Genomic DNA, 21,079 nt, shown 5'->3' with positions numbered 1-21,079 from the left:
CGCCTCGGCTTTCGCCAATCACAGACGTTGCAGGGGTGGGCGAGGCATAGAAGCTGCTAATCTCCCTCCTTGTGGGGGAGATGTCCGGCAGGACAGAGGGGGGCGCGAAGGAACGCTGCCCTGCGGCTTTCAATTGAAGCAGCCTGCGGCATTGCGCACGACATCTGCGGAATCCCGCACAGACTTTGCCTAGCACCGAACTATGTTCAGGCCTTCAGGAGGCGCACCCATGAGCATCGTCGTATTCGACCCCGACAGCACCGAAGATGTGGACTTCAAGGATCGCATGCGCCATCCGGCTGCGGCTGACTCGGCCGGCGGCATGTGGCTGTCGGACACCGAGCCGTCCTTCATCGATGCCGACGCGCTGCGAAAAGGCCGGCTTGCCAAACTGCGCGGCTGGATGCGCGAGGCGGGCTATGGCGGCGTCGTTTTGTTCGACCCCTACAACCAGCGCTACGCCACCGGCTCGCGCAACATGTTCGGCTATTTCCTGCGCAACTCGACACGCTATTTCTTCATCCCGACCGACGGGCCGATCGTTTTGTTCGAATACCCGCAGAGCTACCATGTCTCGATGGTGCTCGACACGATCGACGAGGCGCGGCCTTCAAAGCTCGTCTGGTCTTCGGTGTCGGGGCGCGACGACGAGACCGCCGGCCCGTTCGCCGACGAGATCGCCGAGCTTTTGACGAAGCATGGCGGCGGTTCGATGAAGCTCGGGCTCGACCGTTGCAGCCATCTGCAGGCGCTGGCATTGGAAAAGCGCGGCTGCGACGTCAGGGATTGCCAGGGCGAAATCCTGGCAGTGCGCGCGGTGAAGACGCCTGAGGAAGTCAAATGCCTGCAGGTGTCGATGGCCGGCGCCGAGGCCGCCGTCTATGCCGTGCGCGAGGCGATCAAGCCCGGCGTTTCCGAAAACGATCTGTTCGCCATCATGTATGGCGAGGTGATCCGCCAGGGCGGCGAGTTCATCGAGACCCGTTTGCTCACCTCGGGGCAGCGCACCAATCCCTGGTTCAACGAGGCCAGCGGCCGCAAGATCCGGCCGGGCGAATTGCTGGCGCTCGATACCGACACGATCGGCTGCTACGGCTATTATTCCGATTTTTCGCGCACCTTCCGCTGCGGTCCGGGCAAGCCGACCGACTATCAGAAATCGCTCTACCGGATGGCGCACGACCAGGTTCAGCACAACATCGGGATCGTCAAGCCGGGCATGGCGTTTCGCGAGATCGCCGAGAAGGCTTGGAAAATCCCGGACCGTTTCATCGACCAGCGTTATACCTCGGTCATGCACGGCGTCGGCATGCATGGCGAGACGCCGTTCATTGCCCATGCCATGGACTACGAGACCTATGGCCGCGACGGCGTCATCGTGCCCGGCATGGTGGTCAGCGTGGAAAGCTATATCGGCGAGAAAGGCGGCCGCGAGGGCGTCAAGCTGGAGGACGAGATCCTGATCACCGACACCGGCACAGAATTGTTGTCGCGCTTTCCCTATGAGGATGAGTTTCTTGCAGGGGCTGCCTAGATGAGGGCACCGATCTCGATCAAACGCGGCACGGTGGCGGCTGCGTTCATCGACCTCCAGGAAGAGCATCGGCAGGACAAGCGCTATCTGGTCGAAGGCTATGGCGAGGTGCTGGCAAACGTCCAGCGTCTGCAGGCGGCGGCGCGGCGCAATTTCGTGCCGCTCTACCACTGGGCCTACATCGTCGATACCGCCAAGGCGCGGCCGTTCCATCCGCTCGACGCCAACGGCAAGTCGGCCTTTTCCGACAAGAGCGATCCGCTGACCGAGATTTGCCATGAAGTGGCGCCGGCCAATGGCGAAGCGTTGCTGATCAAGGCAGAAGCCAGCGCGTTCCGTTCGGGGCCGGCTGCGCGCGACCTCAAATCCGGTGGGATCGAGTGGCTGATCGTCGCCGGCGTGTGGACCGAGGCCTGCGTCGACGCCACGGTGAAGGACGCGGTGGCATCCGGCTTTCGCGTGCTGCTGGTCAAGGATGCCTGCGGCAGCGGCAGTGCCGCCATGCACCAGACCGCCATCCTCAACCTCGCCAACCGGCTCTATGGCGGCGCCGTCACCAACACCATCGACGCCTGCCGGCTGATGGCGGGCGACACCGTCGATGCATGGCAGGTCGAGGGCTCGGTGCCGCTGCGCTTCACCTTTGAAAACGCCGGCCGGCTCTACGACGAGCTCTGAGCGGAAAGATGGGCACGGTCCACAAGCTCAAGACAGCCAGACGGGGAAAATACGCCACGAGGCTGGACCCGGCGCTGTGGGATTATGTCGACCTGGTCAACGACTGGTTCCCGCCCGAAATCGCTGAATTGCCGATCGCCGAGCAAAGGTCGGTCTATGACGCGATGTGCCGCGCCTTCCATCAGGGTTATCCCAAGGGCGTTTCAGCCAGCGACGGCATCATTGCCGCCGATGAAGGACACATCATCCCGATCCGCTACTACCGGGTGGCGGGCAAGCCCGTGCGCGCCATCATTGTCTACTATCATGGCGGCGGCTTTGTGCTTGGCGGGCTCGACAGCCATGACGACATTTGCGCCGAAATCTGCGCCGGCACCGGCTTCGACGTTGTCTCGGCCGACTACCGGCTGGCGCCGGAACATCCGCACCCGGCCGCCTTCGACGACGCGCTGACCGTGTTCGAATGGGCGGCGGTGACAACGGATCTGCCGATCGTGCTCGTCGGCGAAAGTGCCGGCGGCAACCTTGCGGCCGCCGTCGCACATGCGTCGCGCCGCCACCCGCGCCACGCGGTCGGCCAGGTGCTGATCTATCCCGGCCTCGGCGGCGACGAGAGTGCCGGCTCCTATGTCGAACATGCCGACGCGCCGCTGCTGGCGCTGCGCGATATCGAATTTTACCGCACTATCCGCTCCGGTCTGGCGCAGTCGCGCGACGACCCGACTTTTTCGCCGCTGAGCGACAACGATTTCTCCGGCTTGCCGCCGACAATCATCATTACCGCCGAGTGCGACCCGCTGTCATCGGACGGCGAGACCTATCGCGACCGCATCGTTGCCGCCGGCGGCCGCGCCTGGTGGTACGAGGAGCCGCGGCTGGTGCACAGTTTTCTGCGCGCCCGCAAAAGCGTGGCGCGCGCCGGTGAGGCGTTCGTATGCACCCTTGCGGCCATCGCCGCCGTCGCCGTGCTCGGCAAAAACGACGAAGCGCTGATCTCCCCCCTCGTGGGGGAGATGGCCGGCAGGCCAGAGGCGGGCGCGAAGGATCGCGGCCCTTCAACATCCTAAATTTACGCAACGATTGTCTGCGAAGACACGTCAGTCAACAGAGGGGCTGGCGGGACAGCGCCCCCCTCTGTCCTGCCGGCCATCTCCCCCTCAAGGGGGGAGATCGGCTGCACTCCACTGCGGAGCAGCGCACAAGAACTGCGGAAAAGCGAACATTTCCTGGTATCGGCCCGCCCTATCATCACCTGCTCAGGCAATGGCGCTCCGGCGGTCGCATCCGCCCCCAGCAGAGGCGATTCGTCGGGGCGCCCAACTAAAGAGGGAACGACGATGAAATTCATGCTGACCGACCGCAATTTTCACCCGCAGGCGAAGCCTGTTGCCGACGATTTCAGGACAGGCGGCGTCAACCGGCGCGAATATCTCGCCATCATGGCCGGCTTCGGCGTCAGCGCGGCCGGCGCGCTGGCTCTGGGTGGCCTCAGCACGTCGCCTGCCCGGGCCGAGGAGCCGAAGCGCGGCGGCACCTTGCGCGTCGCCATGAACGTCAAAGGGTTCAAGGATCCGCGCACGTTCGACGGCGTCGAGATGTCCAATGTCGCGCGCCACTGCAACGAATATCTGGTGCGCTGGAACCGCGACTTCACCTTCGAGCCGTGGCTGCTCGAAAGCTGGGAGACCAGCGACGACGCCAAAGCAATCACGCTGCATGTGCGCAAGGGCATCGCCTGGTCGAACGGCGATGTCTTCAACGCAGACGATGTCATCCACAATCTCAACCGCTGGTGCGATGCGTCAGTTGCCGGTAATTCGGTCGCCGCGCGCATGGGCGCGCTGGTCAATGCCGACACCAAGAAGCCGGTCGATGGCGGCATCGAGAAGGTCGACGACTTCACCGTGAAACTCAATCTGCCGAAGCCCGACATTTCGCTGATCGCGGGCATGGCCGACTATCCGGCGCTGATCATGCACCGCTCCTATGAGGGTGGCGACGACCCGATGAAGGCGCTGGCGATCACCACTGGCCCCTGCGAACTGGTCAGCTGGAACGCCGAGACCAGCGCGGAGGTAAAGCGTAAGGACAAGCCATGGTGGAAGGGCGACTTCTACCTCGACGGCATCAAATGGGTCGATTACGGCTCCGACCCCAACGCCATGCTGTCGGCCTTCGAATCCGGCGAGATCGACACCGACCACGAAACCGCGTCCGACGCCGTGTCGCAGACCGAGCAGATGGGCCTGCAAAATTCCGAGATCGCCACCGGTTCGACCATTGTCGCCCGTTTCAATGTCGGCAATGCGCCCTATGACGACGTCAAGGTGCGCCGCGCCGGCCAACTTGCGGTCGACAATTCCGCCGTGCTGGCGCTTGGCCTCGGCGGCCGCGGCAAGCCCGCCGACAACCATCACGTCGGCCCGATGCATCCGGAATTCGCGGATATCGGCCCGGCCAAGCGCGACGTGGACCAGGCCAAGAAATTGCTCGCCGAGGCCGGCAAGACCGAGCACGAATTCGACCTCATCTCCGTCGATGTCGAATGGCAAAAGAGCACCGGCGACGCGATCGCCGCGCAAATGCGCGAGGCCGGCCTCAAGATCAAGCGCACCGTGCTGCCGGCGGCGACCTTCTGGAACGACTGGAGCAAATACCCCTTCTCCACCACCGAGTGGCTGGGCCGCCCGCTCGGCGTCCAGGTGCTGGCGCTCGCCTATAAATCCGGTGCGGCCTGGAACGAAAGCGCCTATGCCGACAAGGAATTCGACGCGCTTCTCGACAAGGCGCTGGCGACGCCGGACGCCGCCCAGCGCAAGGAGATCATGGCCAAGATCGAACAGAATCTCCGCGATGCCGGCATCATCATCCAGCCCTACTGGCGCTCGGTCTACCGCACCTATCGCAAGGGCGTGCAAGGCTGCGAACAGCATCAGTCGCTGGAGCAGCACTTTGAGAAGGTGTGGCTGGAGAGCTGATCGCTTCCAGGATTGTTCGGCCGGCGAGGTTTCGAATGAACCGCGCCGGCCGAATGCCATTTGCCATGCATATGAATTTCGGCACAGATTGCGCCTGACCGACTTTCGGCTCAGAGCGAATCAGGCATGGACCATTTCGACCTCGGCACCTACCGCCGCCCCATCTCCACCGCCTCGGCCGAGACGCAGCGCTGGTTCGATATCGGGCTGAACTGGTGCTACGGCTTCAACCATGAGGAAGGCATAAAATGCTTCGAGAAGGCGCTCGATACCGATCCTGACTGCGCCTTCGTGCATTGGAGCATCGCCTATGCCGCCGGACCTTTTTATAATCTCACCTGGAAGGAGCATGGCAAGGACGAGGCGGATCGTGCAGCCAAGCGATGCTTCGAGCATGTCCAGCTGGCGCGGGCTCATGCCGTAAAGGCCAGCCCGGTCGAGCAGCGGCTGATCGAGGCGCTGGCCGCCCGCTTCCAGCAGCCGCAGGGCGTGACGCCTGCGGAATTCGAACAGTGGGATAATGCCTATGCCGCCGCGATGCGGCAGGTTTATAGCGAGTTTCCCGACGACCATGATGTGATGGCGCTCACCGTCGAGGCGCTGATGATGCGCACCGTGCGGCGGCTGTGGGACCTGAAAACCGGCAAGCCGGCACCCAATTCAGACGTGCTCGAAGCGCTTGAAATCTGCGAGCGCTCGATCCGGCTGTCGGACGAAGCCGGTACCGCGCCGCATCCGGCAGCCCTGCACCTGCACATCCATCTCTTGGAAATGTCGACGCAGCCGGAGCGCGGCATACGCTCGGCCGACCGGCTCGGCACCATGTGTCCCGACGCCGGCCACATGAACCACATGCCTGGGCATATCCATGTGCTGTGCGGCGAGTATGAGAAGGCAAAGCTCGCCAGCGAAAAGGCGGTGCGCGCCAACGACCTCTATCTCGCCTATGCCGCCGAGCCGACTTACTATCTGCTCGGCTGCTGCCACGATCTGCATCTGATGATGTTCACCTGCATGTTCCTTGGCCAGTACCAGCCGGCACTGTGGGCGGCCGACAAGGTGCGCAGCCTGGTCGCGCGCGACGTGGTCGCCATCCAGGACCGCCCAAAGCTCACGCAAACAGTGGAAGGCTACCACGCCATGCGAGCGCATGTGCAGGTGCGCTTCGGCCGCTGGCAGGAGATCATCGACGAGCCGATGGTGGCGGAGCCGGAACTCTATGTGCTGACATCAGCCATGCAGCACTACGCCAAGGGTGTCGCGCATGCCACGCTCAAACAGTTTGCGGCGGCCGAGCGTGAGCGCGAAAATTTCCGCAGGCATGTCGAGAACATCGCGCCCGAGCGACGCTTCCTCAGCAACCCGACGCGGGCCTCGCTGGCCGTCGGTGCCGCACTGCTCGATGGCGAGCTGGCCTACCACCAGGGCCGGCATGACGAGGCCTACGCCCATCTGCGCCAAGCGGTCGAACTCGACGACAATCTGTCCTACACCGAGCCATGGGCATGGATGCATCCGCCGCGCCACGCGCTGGCGGCTCTGCTGCTCGACCAGGGCCACACTGAGGAGGCCGAGCAGGTCTATCGCGACGATCTCGGCCTGAGCGGCAAGGTGCAGCGCTGCGCCCAACATCCCGACAATGTCTGGGCGCTGCACGGGTTGGTCGAATGCCTGAAGCGACGCGGCGAGAACATGGAACTGCCGGGGCTGCAGGCGAAGCTTGCCGCAGCACTTGCGAAGGCGGACGTGGCGATCACCTCATCGTGCCTGTGCCGGACGAGTGTGCAAGCAGGGCCAAGCTGCTGTCATTGAGATGTGGCTGGCCCAGCCGGCCGGAGCGGCGTCGCCTTCACGAGAATATCTCCGCCAGTTCGTCGACGCTGGTGCCTTCCTTGACCTGGCGCAGTTCGACATAGGTGACGGCAACCGTCACCGACAGCATCGTTGAAAAGATCGTCGACACCAGACTGCTGCCGATCGCTCCGACAATGATCCCGACACCTGTGATGCCGCCGGTGCTGGCGATTGCCAGCCCGAAAAACAACGAGAACACCGCCTGGATAAGCATCGCTGCAACGCCAATGATCAGCAGCAGCCAGAATATCGACCAGCGGCTGCCCTTGGTCAGGGCTCGGCTGCGCGATATCGAGCCGAACACGCCAAGCCTCTCCTGAACCGCAATGGGCACGGAAACCGATACGGAAATCAGCCACATAAAAGCGGGGATCAACGCCAGGGCAAGCCCGATCAGCCACCCGACAGGGGGAACGAGCCAGGAGATGAAAACCATCACAAAAACAGCCACCACCAAGGCGACAATGACCAGAATGCCTATGCCCAGCGTGGGGAAGAAGCTGCGCAATGCTATCTGGATGCAATCGCCGATGACCGGCCGTTTGCCGTTCAAATCCTCGACCGCCGCCCTGACGAGCGCCGCTTGCACCAGCAAGGCCAGCGCAAAAATGATCAAAGAAGCGACTATCGATAGGCCCGAGTAGTCTTCTATGGCTGACGTTTCGAAAGCGGCGGCGCTCCCGGCGCTGTCCGCGTTCACCATTGTAGCGACCCGGGACAGGTTCCAGAGGTTGTACAGCAGTGCGGGCAGTGTCGAGAAAAGTCCGACAATCACAGCAAGGAAACCCAGATTGCGGCCGATGACCGCGAAGCTGTTGCTGAAAACCCTGCCTATACGGAATTTTTCCGGTCGTTCCTGCGCCCGTGACGTCACGATGCCTCCTGCCCTGACACGCCTTGACCCCAATTGGGTCAAGGCAGTGCAAAACCTCTCGGCTTACGAGAATATCTCGGCCAGTTCGTCGACGCTGGTGCCTTCCCTGACCTGGCGCAGTTCGACATAGCTGACGGCGGCGGCGACCGACAGCAGCATCGACATCACGCTTTGCACCAGCCCAGCGACGATGGCCGCGACGATGCCTTGAAACAGGTAGACAAACACGCCAGCCACCCCCTGGATGACCATCGCGATGATGATCAGGATCAGGAACAGGCCGAACAGCGACCAGCGGCTGCCCTTGGTCAGGGCGCGGCTGCGTGACATCGAACCAAACACGCCGAGCCGCTCCTGGATCAGAACCGGCACCGCAACCGACCAGCCGAGCCACAGGATGATGCCGGGCACGATCAGAGCGATCATAGCCAGGCCCGCCCCCAGGGCAACGAGGAAACCTACCGCCAGGGTCGGCAGCAAAAAGCGAATGGCAATCTGCAGGCAGTCGCCAAAGGTCGGGCGCTTGCCGTTCAAATCCTCGATCGTGGCCCGCACAAGCGCCGACTGAAGCAGCAGCGCAAAAATGGAGCTTATGAAAATGGCGACAAACGAGACCCAGGAGTTGCGAAACGCGAAGGCGGGGTCGGCGGCGGCGCCAGGATCGATCGCCAGGATCGCTTGCATGCGCGATTCGGTCCACAGCTGGAGCAGGATCGTCGGCAAACCTGAAAACAGAAATGCAAGTCCGACGCAAAGGACGACATTGCGGCCGATGACCGAGAAGATGTTGTTGAATACCCTGCCAATCTGAAATTTCTCAGGCCGTGCAAATGTTGCCGAAGTCATGATGCGCCCCCTGTTTCATCGCCGAATATTGTCCGGCGACCGCAGTAGTAAATTTGCCAAGATTGGCGAGCGGCGTCTAGCCCACTTGCAAATGTTGCGCTGCATTGTCAGTGTCGGCCCGCGAACCGCGGGTTGCATGGGGGCGAAAAGGTGATTGCTGCACAGCCGGACGCTGCGCAAGCCGAATGGCTGGCCAAACTGCACAAGCAGTTGCTGTCGGACGATTCGATCCAGTTCGACCTGCCGGCCTTCAGGCCACCGGAGACGCCCGAGTGGCTGAAACCGCTGGGCGAGTTCCTGAAATGGCTTGGCCCCTACATGATCTACCTGTTCTGGGGCGCTGTGATCACAGGCGCTGCGATCATCCTGTTGCTGATTTTCCTCGAAGTGAAAGGCGTCGCCTGGCGCCTGCCCTGGCGGCGCAAGAAGAGCGTGGCCGAGGCGGAGGCGACATGGCGCCCCGACGTCGGCGCCGCGCAGATCCTGTTGTCGGAAGCCGATGCGCTGGCTGCCCGCGGCGAGTATGACGAGGCAGTGCATCTCCTGCTTCGCCGCAGCGTCGCCGACATTGCCGGGCGCCTGCCCGACTTCCTGCGCCCGTCGCTGACGGCGCGCGACATCGCCAATGCTGCTTCGATCCCGACACGGGCGCGTAGCGCCTTCACCCAGATCGCGCGCATCGTCGAGGCGGCGCTGTTCGCGCGCCGGCCAGTCGGGCCGGAAGGCTGGCAGGAGGCGCGCGGCGCCTATGAGCGATTCGTCTTCAGGGATGCCTGGGTGTGAGTGCTTCGACCGCCGACATCGCCCAGCAGGAACCGTTCAGCCGAAGGACACTGTTCTGGGGCATTTTTGCCAGCCTGCTCGCGGCGGCGGGTTTCTTCCTGTTGTCCACGTATGCGCCCGACTTCCGCCAGCCGAGCGTCGGCGGCGCGACGCCGCTGTCGAAGAGCGGCATTGGCTATGCCGGCCTGGCTGAATGGCTGAAGCTGACCGGCGAAGCGCCCGATATGGCGCGATCCGACAGCGACCTTGAGATCGATACGAACCTCTTGATCGTCACTATTTCGCTCGACAGCGATCCGGATGCGCTCGCCAACATCATCAAGCTTCGCAAAGGCCTGGATACGCTGTTCGTGCTGCCCAAATGGGCGACGCTCCCGCTGTTCCAGCATGAGGGCTGGGAGATGAAGATCCAGCGCCTGCCCAATGTGGTGGTCAACGACTGGCTCGGCCGCATCGCCAAGGCGACGCTCGGCGAAGGCAACGCCACGGCGAAGCAGATCGACGTCTACGGCCTCGTCGTCAACGCTCCCGACCAGCTGCAATGGGTGGCTGACAAGCATCCGCTCATCGCCGCTGGCGACGGCAAGGCGGTGCTGACCCAGATCGAAGACGAGCCGTTCTACATCCTGACCGATCCTGACCTGATCAACAATGCCGGGTTAAAGGACCCTGACATGGCAGCGGCCGCACACAAGCTGATCGCTTTCCTGCAACCCGGAGACGATCCGGTGATGTTCGACCTGACGCTGCATGGCGTCGGGCGGAAATACGATCTCGCGAAGCTTCTGGTCGAGCCGCCCTTCCTGGCGTTGACGCTGACCATCCTGGCGGCGGCGGCACTTGCCTTCCTGCATGGCCTTGGCCGGTTCGGACCGCCGCGGGCCGATCAGCGCGCCATCGCCTTCGGCAAGCGCGCCCTGGTCGACACCACGGCGATGCTGTTGCGTCGCGCCGGCCGGCTGGAGGAACTGGGCGACCGCTATGGAGCGTTGGCACGTGTGCGCGCCGGCGCGCTGCTCGGCGCGCCGCATGGTTTGCAGGGCGAAGCGCTCGACCGTTGGCTCGATTCCCGCGATAAGGACGAACCCGGCGGTTTCACGACCCGCCTGCGGGCCGCCGACGCGGCAAAGACCCTGACACAAATGCATGAGGCAGCCGAAAAGCTGCACGACTGGACGGCAAGGAGGCTCGGTGAACGTCGATGATGTGAAGGCCCTGGCGACACAGATCAGGGAAGAGGTGGCCAAGGCCATCACCGGGCAACACGATACGGTCGATCTGATGCTGACGGCATTGTTCGCCGGCGGGCATATTCTGCTCGAGGGACCGCCGGGCACGGCCAAAACCATGACGGCGCGCTGCTTCGCCCAGGCGCTGGGCGTCGCCTATGGTCGCATCCAGTTCACGCCCGACCTGATGCCCGGCGACATCGTCGGCTCCAACATCTACAATTTCCAGACCGGGCAATTCACGCTGACGCGCGGCCCGATCTTCTGCGACCTGTTGCTTGCCGACGAAATCAACCGCACACCACCCAAGACGCAGGCCGCCCTTCTGGAGGCGATGCAGGAGCATGCCGTCACCTTCGACGGCACCACCCATTCGCTCGGCCCGAATTTCATGGTGGTGGCGACGCAGAACCCGATCGAACACCAGGGCGTCTATCCCCTGCCCGAAGCGCAGCTCGACCGCTTCCTGTTCAAGCATCGGGTGAGCTATCCCGGCCCTGAAGAGGAAAAGGCTATCATCATCCATCACGGCGGCGGCACCGCCTCGCACGACATCAACCAGTACGGCATCACCGCCCAGGCCGACCGCAAGACGCTGGAAAAGGCGTTGGCGACGGTCGGCGAGGTCACGCTGGTCGACGACGTCGTCGACTATATCGCAAGGCTGGTGCGGGCGACGCGCGCCAGCCCCGATCTGGAGGTTGGCGCCAGCCCGCGCGCGGGCGCCATGCTGGCCAGGGCGTCGCGTGCCCGCGCAGCCCTCGACGGGCGTGCCTATGTCATCCCCGACGACGTCAAGGCGCTTGCGGTGCCGGCGCTGCGCCATCGCGTGATCCTTTCGCCGGCGGCACAGATCGACGGCCGCCTGGTCGAGCAGATCGTCACCGACCTTGTCGACCAGACGGAAGCGCCACGTTGATCTATCCGAGCGGCCGGGCAGTCTGGGCAGGTGCGGCAGGTGCAATACCGGCCTTCCTGATCGCGCTCGCGCTGCCGTCGCTGTGGTATCTCGGCCTCCTGTGGATCTGCGTGCTGCTTGCCTTCCTGGCTGTGGACGCGGCCGCCGGGCGCGGACGGGCCTCCCTGGACGCCAGCATCCATGCCCCGCCGCAGGTCAGCGTCGGCGGCCAGTTCACCGTCAATGTCACTGCCAAGCTCAGCGGGCGGCCGCGCGCCGTGCAGGCGCGTCTCGGCCATGATGAGCGGCTGGCGCCGCTGGGCGGCACCGGCGGCGCATTGACTGCCAAGGCCGGCAGCGCATCGCTCGACCTCAAATTTCAGGCGCTGCGGCGCGGTATTGCCAGGTTCGACCGGCTGTGGGTGCGCTGGCGCGGGCCGTTCGGGCTGGTCTGGAACCAGGTCGTGCTGCCGATGGACAGCAAGGTCGCGGTGCTGCCCGACGTCAGCAGCGCCCGCGACGAGGCGATCACGCTTCTGCAGCGCCAGTCGCTACCCGACGGCCATGCGCAGCGCCGCGCCGGCCAGGGCCGCGAATTCGAGGCGCTCAAGGACTACCAGCCCGGCATGGGCCGGCGGATGATCGACTGGAAGCGCAGTGCCCGTCACGGCAGGCTTTTGGCGCGCGAGTTCCGCATCGAGGAGAACAACAACATCGTGCTGGCCATCGATAGCGGCCGGCTGATGTGCGAACCCGTCGACGGCGTGCCGAAGGTCGACCGCGCCGTCACCGCCGCCTTGCTGTCGGCGTTCATTGCGCTCAAGGGCGGCGACATGGTCAGCCTGTTCGGCTTCGATGCGCGGCCGCGCGTTTCCAGCGGCGCGGTGCGCGGCTCGGCAAGCTTCGCCATGATCCAGAAGCGGGCGGCCGAGATCGACTATTCCACCGAGGAGACCAATTTCACCCTGGCGCTGACGACGCTTGCGGCGCGGCTCGACCGGCGTTCGCTGGTGATCATCTTCACCGATTTCGTCGATCCGATCAGCGCCGAACTGATGCTGCGCACCGTCGGGCGGCTCACCGAACGGCATCTGGTGCTGTTCATGATGATGAAGGATGTCGAGCTGGAGACACTGGCCGACATGCCGCCGGATACACCAGAGGATGTGGGGCGCTCCGTCGTCGCCGGCGGGCTGCTGCGCGAAAGGCAGGTCGTCATCGGGCGGCTGCGGCTCCTCGGCGCGCATGTCATCGAGGCCGACCATCAAAGGCTCGGACCGGCGCTGGTCGAGCGCTATCTCGAGCTCAAGCGGGAGGATCTGTTGTGAACGCGCTGGTCGGCAAGGACGCTGTGCGCCAGTCGCTGGCGAGCTTCCGGTCGGAGCGCGAGGCCGACTGGAAGGCGTTCGAGGCGCTGCTCGCCCGGGTCGAGAAGCGCGCGCCGCGGACGTTGTCGGAGGATGAGCTGCTATCGCTCCCCCTACTCTACCGCTCGGCGCTGTCGTCGCTTTCGGTGGCGCGGGCGACGTCGCTCGACAATGCGCTGGTCGGCTATCTCGAAGCGCTCTGCCTGCGCGGCTATTTCTACCTCTATGGCGCACGCCGCAGCTTGCGGCAGCGCATCGGTGATTTCTTCCTGCACGACTGGCCGCATGCCATTCGCGATTTGTGGCGCGAGACGTTGCTGTCGGTTGTTCTGACGTTTGTCGGTCTCGGCGCCGGCTACTGGCTGGTGACGAAAGACAAGGGCTGGTTCGACGCCATCATCCCGCCGAGTCTGGCCGGCGGGCGCAACCCGGACGCCTCAGTCGAAGTGTTGCGGCAGGTGCTTTATGATGGCGCCGACAGCAATTTCCTGTCGGGCTTCGCCGCCTATCTGTTCACCCACAATGTCCAGGTGGCGATCCTGGCCTTCGCCCTCGGCTTTGCCTTCGCGGTGCCGAGCGTGCTGCTGATCCTGATGAATGGCTGCCTGCTCGGCGCGATGTTCCAGATCTACATCGCCAAGGGGCTTGGCATCGAGCTGGGCGGATGGCTGTCCATCCACGGCACCACCGAGATGTTCGCGATTGCGCTGGCGGGCGCTGCCGGCATGCGCATCGGCACGCGTATCGCCTTCCCCGGCGAACTGACCAGGATGACGGCCGCAGCCGATGCCGGACGCGTGGCCGCCACCACCATGGTCGGGGTGACGATCATGCTTTTGTGTGCCGGCCTGCTCGAAGGCATCGGCAGGCAGATGATCACCAGCGACCTCACGCGCTATGCGATTGGCGGTGGCATGCTGACCTTGTGGCTCTGCTATTTCTATTTGTTCAGGGTGGTGCGGCATGGCGACCGCTAGGCGCGCTGCCGTCTCGACGATACGGCCGCTGATCACGCCGGAAGGCGTCGATCTCCGGATCAAGCTGGCCGATGCCGGCACCCGCGCCGCCGCCTTCTTGCTCGACTTTGTCATCATCATCGTCACGGCAATCGTGATCTCGATCGTCGCGCTGTTCGGGCTGGCCGGCCTCAACGGCGAAGGCGCTCAGCCGCTGTTCATCGTCTGGATCATCCTGATCTTCTTCCTGCGCAACGCCTATTTCATCGTCTTCGAGGCCGGCCGCCGCGCCGCCACGCCCGGCAAGCGGATGCTCGGCATCCGGGTAGCGTCGCGCAGCGGCGCCGGCCTTTCGGTCGATCAGGTCATTGCCCGCAACCTGATGCGCGAGATCGAGATATTCCTGCCGCTGTCGATCATCCTCGGCCGCAGCGAGATGGGGCTCGCCGACACGCTGTCGACGATCTTCGGGCTGGTCTGGGCGCTGCTGTTTGCCTTGTTTCCACTGTTCAACCGCGACCGCATGCGCATTGGCGACCTGCTGGCCGGAACCTGGGTGGTCGAAGCGCCGAAACTGGCATTGGTCGAGGATTTGTCGCAACGCCAAAACGCACGCGCCTTCCGCTTCACCCAGGCGCAGCTCGATTCCTATGGCATCGCCGAACTGCACAAGCTGGAAGAAGTGCTGCGCCGCGACGACTATTTCGCGCTGAAAGCCGTGGCCGAGACGATCGGGCGCAAGATCGGCATGACGATCGAGCCGGTCGATTCCAGGGCCTTCCTCACCGCCTATTATGGCGAACTCCGCGCACAGCTCGAGCGCAAGCTTCTGCTCGGAACCCGCAAGGCGGACAAGTATCAGCGGTAGGAAACGCGCTCTAATCGCTTGGTAACAATCTCGGAACGCCAGCGCTGCCCCTCATCCGCCTGCCGGCACCTTCTCCCCGTACAGTGACGGGGAGAAGAGAGTTGGCCGCAACGCCGCGCCTATTCTGCAACGCAAGACATTGGCGAAACCATCGGTGACAGCATCTTTCTCCCCGTCACTATACGGGGAGAAATGCCCGGCAGGGCAATGAGGGGCAGCACCAGCCGATGATATGGAGTGGCCTCCGCCTACCCCACCCACTTCTCATAGTCGGACACCAGCAGGTGCACGGGCGCGACATCTTCGTCGATGTTGGAGAAGCGGCCGATCGGCTCGCGGAAGACGTTGTCGGTCAAATCGTCATTGACGGTCGAGACCTCGCCGATCAGCACATCCTTGCCCTCGGCCCAGAAGGCGTGCCAGACGCCGGGCAGCAGCGTCACGCTCTGGCCCGGGTCGAGCTTCAGAAGCCCGCCTGCCGGCAGCCTGTGGATGGTGCCATCGACCGGCACCGACACTTCGGCCTTCGGATCGATGCCGCCGTCGCGATCGTGCATGAACAATTCCAGCACCAGCTTGCCACCGCCGCGGTTGATGATGTCCTCGGCCTTGATGTTGTGGCGGTGCATCGGCGACAGCTGGTCCTTGCGCGAGATCATGATCTTCTCGGCATAGAGCATGCCCATGCCCTTCTTCATGTCGGCATAGACGCCATTGCGAACGGTGAACAAGAACAGGCCGAGTTCGTCGAATTTCTCCTGGCCGTAATCGGTGATGTCCCAGCCCAGCCGCGAGCTGAAAATGGCCGCGGAGTCAGCCTTGCGCGCCTTCATTTCTTCCGGCGACCAGTAGGCGAAAGGCGGCATGATGTAGCCGAACGAGTGGATGAAGGCGTCGGCATCGCGGATGATGTCGTTGACTGTGGAGCGTTTCATGGTCGTGATCCCTTGGCGTCGCGTTCCTGCCCAAAGCGCATAGCCGAACAGCGCTGCGGTGTCGACGCAAACTGCATGCTGGCCCCATGACATCGCGGCCGATCGGGGCCATAAGTCCAGCCAAATTTCCCAAGGTGACATTCATGCAAGGCATAGACGACCTCGATACACCGGCGATCCTGATCGACGCGGCCCGCGCCGAAGCCAACATCGCACGAGCGCAGGCGCATGCCGACCACCACGGGCTAAAACTCAGGCCGCACATCAAGACGCACAAGCTGCCCTACTGGGCGAAGAAGCAGGTGGCGGCGGGAGCGGTCGGCATCACCTGCCAGAAGATCGGCGAAGCCGAGGTGATGGCCGATGCCGGGCTCTCCGATATTTTCCTGCCCTACAACATTTTAGGCCGCGCCAAGCTGGAGCGCCTCAAGGCGCTGCATGGCCGCATAACCCTTTCGGTGACGGCCGATAGCCGTGAGACGCTGGAGGGCCTCGCCGCCACCTTCACCGACGCCGGGCACCCGCTGTCCGTGCTAGTGGAATGCGATACCGGCATGGGCCGCTGCGGCGTGCAGAGCGCTGCCGAAGCGCTAGCGCTGGCGAAGGTGATCGATCAGGCCAAGGGGCTCACCTTCGGCGGGCTGATGACCTACCCCGCGGCTGGCCGCGCCGCGGAGGCCGAGACATGGCTGGTTGGCGCCAAGCAGGCGCTCGCGGCGTCGGGTCTCGCCTGTGATCGCGTCTCCAGCGGCGGTACGCCGGATATGTGGCGTTCGGGCGAGGACAGCGTCGTCACGGAATACCGCCCCGGCACCTACATCTATCTCGACCGCTATCAGGTCGCCAAAGGCGTCGGCACGCTCGACGATTGCGCACTGACGGTGCTCGCAACCGTGGTCAGCCACCCGACACCAGCCCGCGCCATTCTTGACAGCGGCAGCAAGGCGCTGTCCAGCGACACGCTGGGATTGCCCGAGTTTGGCGAGTTGCTGGGTATGTCCGGCGCCCGCGTCACCGGCCTGAGCGAAGAGCACGGCACGGTCACGCTTGCGAACGGCGCGAGCCTGCGCATCGGCGAGCGCGTACGCGTGGTGCCGGATCATTGCTGCGTGGTGACCAACCTGTTCGACCAGGTGTATCTGATCGACGGCGACAAGGTGCTGGAAACGCTGCCGGTGGTGGCGCGGGGGCGGATGGGCTGAAGCTGGGCGCTTGCGGCGCGCGTCAGTTAGCCTGCCGTGCAGCCACCCTGCGCATGGCGATCACCCGGCGGCGGCGGATCTCGGTGCGCATCGCCGTCAAATGCAGGGCGAAGAACAGCACGGTGAAGCCGAGCGCCATCACCAGCAGCGGCCACAGCAGGCTGGGATCGATGGTCGGCCCGCCGAGCCGGAACACCGAGGCCGGCTGGTGCAGCGTGTTCCACCAGTCGACCGAGAATTTGATGATCGGGATGTTGATAAAGCCGACCAGCGTGATGATGGCGGCAGCCCAGGCCGCGCGGCTGGCGTCATCCAGCGCACGCGTCAGCGCGATGATGCCGAGATACATCAGGAAGAGCACGAAGACGGACGTCAGGCGCGCATCCCACACCCACCAGGTACCCCACATCGGCTTGCCCCAGATGGAGCCGGTGATCAGCGCAAGCGCGGTGAAAGCGGCGCCGATCGGGGCTGCCGACTTCAGCGCAACGTCGGCCAACGGATGGCGCCAGACCAGTGTGCCGAGTGCGGCGACCGCCATCACCGTGTAGCACATCATGGCGAGCCAGGCGAAAGGCACGTGGATGTACATAATGCGCACCGTGATGCCCTGCTGGAAATCCTCAGGCGCGGCAAAGCTCATATAGAGGCCGACGGCGAGCAGGATCGCGGCAATCGACGCCAGCCACGGCACCAGCCTGTCGGCCAGCCCGACAAAGCGTGTCGGGTTGGCGAGGTCGGTCCAGCCGGTGAGGCGTGAAGAGGTGTCGCTCATGCGGACCTAAATAGACCGGCCGCGTGTTTGGGGCAATCGAGCGCCTGTGTCGCAGGGCGGGGAACCGTCTCTTCACCCGTCCTATCTCGCCCCTCCGCATAGGGCTCCGTGCCGCCGCTTGGCGAAAATCTAAGGATAGTCATCCATTTTGCCGCGCTGGCAATACAAGCATCTGCTGCCACCGAGCGTTGGGAACATCGAGGTACAGACGAGACTCCGAGCGCGGAGCTGCTTCCGAAAGCTTCGTGACGAGTTGCCGAGCATTTTCGAAACTGCGATCCGGCAAAATCGAAGAGATAGCGTGTCCCGCGTCAGTTAGGATGTAGATCGGTAGTCCCTGTCTGCCATCACTCTCTTGAAAAACGGGAGGCTGTGGCACGAAATCCGTTTTGGTTATGGCGACACCAAGATTTCCGAAGGCCCAGAAGAGCAAGCTCACACCCGCACTATCCGAAATATCGGTCGATCGGCGAACCTGCCCAAGACCGGGCTCCACCAGCAAACCAGCGGCGGCGAGCCTTGCTCCTTCTGTAAAATTAAGGTTGCCGAAAAGCGACTTTGGAATTGCTTTTTCCAAACGGCATTCGCAAAGGCGCTCAAACAATTTGGCCGTTTCGGGATCCAGTTCGTCGACGATCCGCAGTACCTTGCCGGAAAAGGTGTTCGGCTTACGAATTTCAGCTGCGAGCACCCTTCCCCACTTTTCTCTCAGTTCGTCGCTTGTAGCTTCTTCAGCGTAGCGCTCAAATCGATTGATGAATGTCTCGTCGAGGTTGTCGCCGCCGGATGCGGATTCTTGATCGGTCGGAGGTTGCCGGCGAAGGTCCTCGACGGCTTTGTTGACGACCGCGTCCTTGTTCTCTTGCCTTGCAAATACCGAGCCGAGGTGGCCACACATCGCCCGTTCCGCGAACTCTGGGTCGGTTTTAAGCCGCTCCAACCCCAGTGCCGTTATGGCTTCGATGGCCTTTACGCGCGCGTCAGTTACTGCGCGCTTTTCAGCGGACCGCGCCTCAATCGAGACATTTAGCATCTCGACCATGTTGCCGCCTAGGCGATCAACTGCAGCCACGAACCGACTCTTTGCGCTGGCTTTTACGCCTGTTGGCGTGATCTCCGCGGAGACCGAAGTTTCCTTGTCCAGATGGTCATCGTTCATGGTCCCCTCCATAAGGGAACCTACGATAGAGCAACGAATCAGCCCAAAGCAACAATACCTGAAGCCGGGGGCCGAACTGTTGCGCGACCCGCGCTTCCATCTCTGGCCGAGACAGTTGAACTTCGGGAAACTAGGTTCCCGCTTACGCGGCCTCGCCCTGCTGCACCGTGCGGCTGAGGCGGCGGACTTCCTCGTCGTTGAGCAGGCCGCCGGCGCGCAGCAGGCTGGCGAAACGGCCGTTGCGCAGCGACAGTTCGGCAAAGCCGCCCATCTCGACCACCTTGCCCTTGTCCATGAACACGACCAGATCGGCGTCGCGAACAGTGGTCAGGCGGTGGGCGATGATGAAGGTGGTGCGGTTGCGCCTCAATTCGTCGATCGCTTCCTTGACGCGGTCCTCGGTTTCGACGTCGAGCGCGCTGGTGGCTTCGTCGAGCACCAGGATCGGCGCGTCCTTGAGCACGGCGCGGGCAATGGCGATACGCTGACGCTCGCCGCCCGAAAGCTGGCCGCCGCGCTCACCGACGACGGTGTCGTAGCCTTCGCTCTTGGCCAGGATGAAATCCTGCGCTGCGGCAGCGTCGGCGGCGGCATGCACTTCGTCATAGGTCGCCTCGGCGCGGCCGACGCGGATGTTGTCCTCGATCGAACGGTTGAGCAGGCCGGCATCCTGAAACACGGTGGCGATCGAATGGCGCAGCGACTTGCGGGTCACGCTGCGGGTGTCGATGCCGTCGATCAGGATACGGCCGTGGGACGGCGAGAAGACGCGCTGCAACAGGTTGATCAGCGTCGTCTTGCCGGCGCCGGTCGGGCCGACGATGGCAACGGTCTGGCCGGCCTGGACTTCGAACGACACGTCGTCGATGCCCTGCCCCGAATTGCCGAACTCGAAGCCGACATTCTCGAAACGGACATGGCCGGTGACGTTGGTGAGGTCGCGCAAGCCGTCCGGCTCGGCGGCGTCGGCGGCCGAATCCTCAAGGTGGTAGAAGTCTTCCAGCTTGGCGCGGGCTTCCGAAATCTGGTTGGCGAAAGCCGACATCTGGTCGAGGCGAGCGATCAGCAGCGTGGCAAAACCGGTAAAGGCAATGACGTCACCGATCTTGAGCTGGCCGTGGGTGACGAGATAGGCGCCGATCAACAGCACAACCATCATCGAAATGGTCGACGACAGGCGGTGCAGCGCATTGGCCATTGCCCACCAGTCAAGCACCGGGTTCTGCGCATCCAGCAGGTTCTTGACATAGCGGCGCAGCGTATCGGCTTCGTGGCCAAGACGGTTGTAGCTCTGCAGCACGGCGACGTTGCTGACCGAGTCGGTCACATGCGCGAACACCTTGTGATAGTGGCGCTCGACGGCGGCCTGGCCTTCCTTGGTGCGCTTCATCACCAGCCGGCCGATGCCGACATAGAGAAGGCCAAGGCCCATCAGCACCAGCGACATGCGCAGGTCCATGCTGATCGCGGTCGGGATGAGCAGCGCCAGCGCAACGGCGGTCGACAGATGCTGACGCATGAATTCAAGCCACAGGCTGAACAGGGTCTCGACAGCGCGCAGCAGCGTGTGCAGCGCGTTGGAGGTGCCGCGCTGATGGTGCCAGGCAAGCGGCATGGTGATCACGCGCTCGAACGACTGGCACAGCACTTCGCTGCGGCGCTTGTGGGCAAAACGGTCGGCGCCACGCGCCACCAGCACAAACGCAATGATGTTGAAGGCGCCGAGACCGGCCCACAGCGCCAGCGTCGAGAACACCGAACCCTTATCGGAGATGGCGTCGATCACCCGGCCGAACATAATCGGCTCGAGGATGGCGATGATGGCGAGCGCGACATTCGCACCGCAGATCAACGCAACGCGTTTCCTGTCGGCTGCGAGATAACCCAGCGCTCTCCAGTAGATTTGCAGAAGTGACACTTCAGCTACTCCGCCCAAACATTCATTGTGCACTGCACCATTTCTTGACACGTATCGGTTAACGCGTCGCAAAACAATGCCCGTCTAGCTCTTCCGTTCCCATTCTGCGAACAAAAGATGACGACGTTGCGAAATCTGCCGTGATCAGCTAACGGTTTGAGATAAAAGGTGAAATGTCAGTCTTGCGGCAAAATCATGGCAGCGATCCAGCGCTGCCACATTTTT

18 protein-coding genes are annotated in these 21,079 nt (G+C 63.4%); 12 read left to right on the top strand and 6 right to left on the bottom strand.

Annotated elements, in window-relative coordinates; genetic code table 11:
* Window positions 1-229: 229 nt before the first annotated feature.
* The 5 genes from AC1D1B_RS16025 to AC1D1B_RS16005 all read left to right on the top strand — a co-directional run bounded on the left by AC1D1B_RS16025 (window position 230) and on the right by AC1D1B_RS16005 (window position 7,002).
* Window positions 230-1,534, top strand: a complete 1,305-nt coding sequence (locus AC1D1B_RS16025) for a M24 family metallopeptidase (protein ID WP_477333491.1) — start codon at window positions 230-232, stop codon at window positions 1,532-1,534.
* Window positions 1,535-2,212 (top strand): isochorismatase family protein, encoded by a 678-nt coding sequence (locus tag AC1D1B_RS16020; RefSeq protein WP_477333490.1) that lies wholly within the window; start codon window positions 1,535-1,537, stop codon window positions 2,210-2,212.
* 8 nt (window positions 2,213-2,220) lie between these two features.
* Window positions 2,221-3,279, top strand: a complete 1,059-nt coding sequence (locus AC1D1B_RS16015) for an alpha/beta hydrolase (protein ID WP_477333489.1) — start codon at window positions 2,221-2,223, stop codon at window positions 3,277-3,279.
* Between the two features lie 270 nt (window positions 3,280-3,549).
* On the top strand, window positions 3,550-5,190 hold the full coding sequence (locus AC1D1B_RS16010; protein ID WP_477333488.1) for an ABC transporter substrate-binding protein: 1,641 nt from the start codon (window positions 3,550-3,552) through the stop codon (window positions 5,188-5,190).
* A gap of 126 nt (window positions 5,191-5,316) precedes the next feature.
* Window positions 5,317-7,002 (top strand): hypothetical protein, encoded by a 1,686-nt coding sequence (locus AC1D1B_RS16005; protein WP_477333487.1) that lies wholly within the window; start codon window positions 5,317-5,319, stop codon window positions 7,000-7,002.
* A gap of 37 nt (window positions 7,003-7,039) precedes the next feature.
* Here the strand turns inward: AC1D1B_RS16005 and AC1D1B_RS16000 are convergent, their stop codons facing one another.
* The gene (locus tag AC1D1B_RS16000; protein ID WP_477333486.1) at window positions 7,040-7,918 is read right to left on the bottom strand and encodes a hypothetical protein; all 879 of its coding nucleotides are present in this window, start codon (window positions 7,916-7,918) and stop codon (window positions 7,040-7,042) included.
* Between the two features lie 63 nt (window positions 7,919-7,981).
* The gene (locus tag AC1D1B_RS15995) at window positions 7,982-8,764 is read right to left on the bottom strand and encodes a YciC family protein (RefSeq protein ID WP_477333485.1); all 783 of its coding nucleotides are present in this window, start codon (window positions 8,762-8,764) and stop codon (window positions 7,982-7,984) included.
* A 150-nt stretch (window positions 8,765-8,914) separates the two neighbouring features.
* On the opposite strand from AC1D1B_RS15995, the gene AC1D1B_RS15990 reads away from it, so the two are divergent.
* From AC1D1B_RS15990 to AC1D1B_RS15965, 6 genes are read left to right on the top strand one after another with little or no spacing between them, the layout of a single operon-like run.
* Window positions 8,915-9,547 (top strand): DUF4129 domain-containing protein, encoded by a 633-nt coding sequence (locus AC1D1B_RS15990; protein WP_477333484.1) that lies wholly within the window; start codon window positions 8,915-8,917, stop codon window positions 9,545-9,547.
* A complete protein-coding gene (locus AC1D1B_RS15985; RefSeq protein WP_477333483.1) occupies window positions 9,544-10,752 on the top strand; it encodes a DUF4350 domain-containing protein in 1,209 nt (402 codons plus the stop codon). Before AC1D1B_RS15990 ends, AC1D1B_RS15985 begins: the two co-directional genes overlap by 4 nt.
* Window positions 10,739-11,695: an AAA family ATPase gene (locus AC1D1B_RS15980; RefSeq protein WP_477333482.1), complete on the top strand. Its 957-nt coding sequence runs from the start codon at window positions 10,739-10,741 to the stop codon at window positions 11,693-11,695. Before AC1D1B_RS15985 ends, AC1D1B_RS15980 begins: the two co-directional genes overlap by 14 nt.
* Window positions 11,692-13,002, top strand: a complete 1,311-nt coding sequence (locus AC1D1B_RS15975) for a DUF58 domain-containing protein (RefSeq protein ID WP_477333481.1) — start codon at window positions 11,692-11,694, stop codon at window positions 13,000-13,002. Before AC1D1B_RS15980 ends, AC1D1B_RS15975 begins: the two co-directional genes overlap by 4 nt.
* Window positions 12,999-14,018 carry a stage II sporulation protein M gene (locus AC1D1B_RS15970; RefSeq protein ID WP_477333480.1) on the top strand — a complete coding sequence of 340 codons (1,020 nt, stop codon included), beginning with the start codon at window positions 12,999-13,001 and terminating at the stop codon, window positions 14,016-14,018. The genes AC1D1B_RS15975 and AC1D1B_RS15970 overlap by 4 nt, the downstream gene beginning before the upstream one ends.
* Window positions 14,005-14,865, top strand: coding sequence for an RDD family protein (locus AC1D1B_RS15965; protein WP_477333479.1), 861 nt, complete (start codon window positions 14,005-14,007; stop codon window positions 14,863-14,865). The genes AC1D1B_RS15970 and AC1D1B_RS15965 overlap by 14 nt, the downstream gene beginning before the upstream one ends.
* Before the next feature lie 248 nt (window positions 14,866-15,113).
* Here the strand turns inward: AC1D1B_RS15965 and AC1D1B_RS15960 are convergent, their stop codons facing one another.
* Window positions 15,114-15,800 (bottom strand): D-lyxose/D-mannose family sugar isomerase, encoded by a 687-nt coding sequence (locus AC1D1B_RS15960; RefSeq protein ID WP_477333478.1) that lies wholly within the window; start codon window positions 15,798-15,800, stop codon window positions 15,114-15,116.
* Between the two features lie 143 nt (window positions 15,801-15,943).
* On the opposite strand from AC1D1B_RS15960, the gene AC1D1B_RS15955 reads away from it, so the two are divergent.
* On the top strand, window positions 15,944-17,002 hold the full coding sequence (locus AC1D1B_RS15955) for a D-TA family PLP-dependent enzyme (RefSeq protein ID WP_477333477.1): 1,059 nt from the start codon (window positions 15,944-15,946) through the stop codon (window positions 17,000-17,002).
* 22 nt (window positions 17,003-17,024) lie between these two features.
* Here AC1D1B_RS15955 and AC1D1B_RS15950 read toward each other — a convergent pair whose 3' ends face one another.
* The 3 genes from AC1D1B_RS15950 to AC1D1B_RS15940 form a co-directional block, all read right to left on the bottom strand.
* A complete protein-coding gene (locus AC1D1B_RS15950; protein WP_477333476.1) occupies window positions 17,025-17,777 on the bottom strand; it encodes a heme ABC transporter permease in 753 nt (250 codons plus the stop codon).
* A gap of 139 nt (window positions 17,778-17,916) precedes the next feature.
* A complete protein-coding gene (locus AC1D1B_RS15945) occupies window positions 17,917-18,936 on the bottom strand; it encodes a DUF2806 domain-containing protein (protein WP_477333475.1) in 1,020 nt (339 codons plus the stop codon).
* A 142-nt stretch (window positions 18,937-19,078) separates the two neighbouring features.
* Window positions 19,079-20,854 (bottom strand): glucan ABC transporter ATP-binding protein/ permease, encoded by a 1,776-nt coding sequence (locus AC1D1B_RS15940; RefSeq protein WP_477333474.1) that lies wholly within the window; start codon window positions 20,852-20,854, stop codon window positions 19,079-19,081.
* Window positions 20,855-21,079 lie beyond the last annotated feature (225 nt).

The organism is Mesorhizobium sp. P2_C5_2 (genome assembly GCF_056404535.1).
The sequence above is the reverse complement of the archived record's forward strand: the minus strand, read 5'-3'. Positions and strand labels throughout refer to the sequence as shown.

Excerpts from the sequence above, each read along its gene's own strand:
- AC1D1B_RS15995 (WP_477333485.1), bottom strand. The coding sequence starts at position 8,764 with ATGACTTCGGCAACATTTGCACGGCCTGAGAAATTTCAGATTGGCAGG.
- AC1D1B_RS15965 (WP_477333479.1), top strand. The coding sequence starts at position 14,005 with ATGGCGACCGCTAGGCGCGCTGCCGTCTCGACGATACGGCCGCTGATC.
- AC1D1B_RS16005 (WP_477333487.1), top strand. The coding sequence starts at position 5,317 with ATGGACCATTTCGACCTCGGCACCTACCGCCGCCCCATCTCCACCGCC.
- AC1D1B_RS16015 (WP_477333489.1), top strand. The coding sequence starts at position 2,221 with ATGGGCACGGTCCACAAGCTCAAGACAGCCAGACGGGGAAAATACGCC.
- AC1D1B_RS16025 (WP_477333491.1), top strand. The coding sequence starts at position 230 with ATGAGCATCGTCGTATTCGACCCCGACAGCACCGAAGATGTGGACTTC.
- AC1D1B_RS16010 (WP_477333488.1), top strand. The coding sequence starts at position 3,550 with ATGAAATTCATGCTGACCGACCGCAATTTTCACCCGCAGGCGAAGCCT.
- AC1D1B_RS16020 (WP_477333490.1), top strand. The coding sequence starts at position 1,535 with ATGAGGGCACCGATCTCGATCAAACGCGGCACGGTGGCGGCTGCGTTC.
- AC1D1B_RS15955 (WP_477333477.1), top strand. The coding sequence starts at position 15,944 with ATGCAAGGCATAGACGACCTCGATACACCGGCGATCCTGATCGACGCG.
- AC1D1B_RS15945 (WP_477333475.1), bottom strand. The coding sequence starts at position 18,936 with ATGAACGATGACCATCTGGACAAGGAAACTTCGGTCTCCGCGGAGATC.
- AC1D1B_RS15950 (WP_477333476.1), bottom strand. The coding sequence starts at position 17,777 with ATGAGCGACACCTCTTCACGCCTCACCGGCTGGACCGACCTCGCCAAC.
- AC1D1B_RS15960 (WP_477333478.1), bottom strand. The coding sequence starts at position 15,800 with ATGAAACGCTCCACAGTCAACGACATCATCCGCGATGCCGACGCCTTC.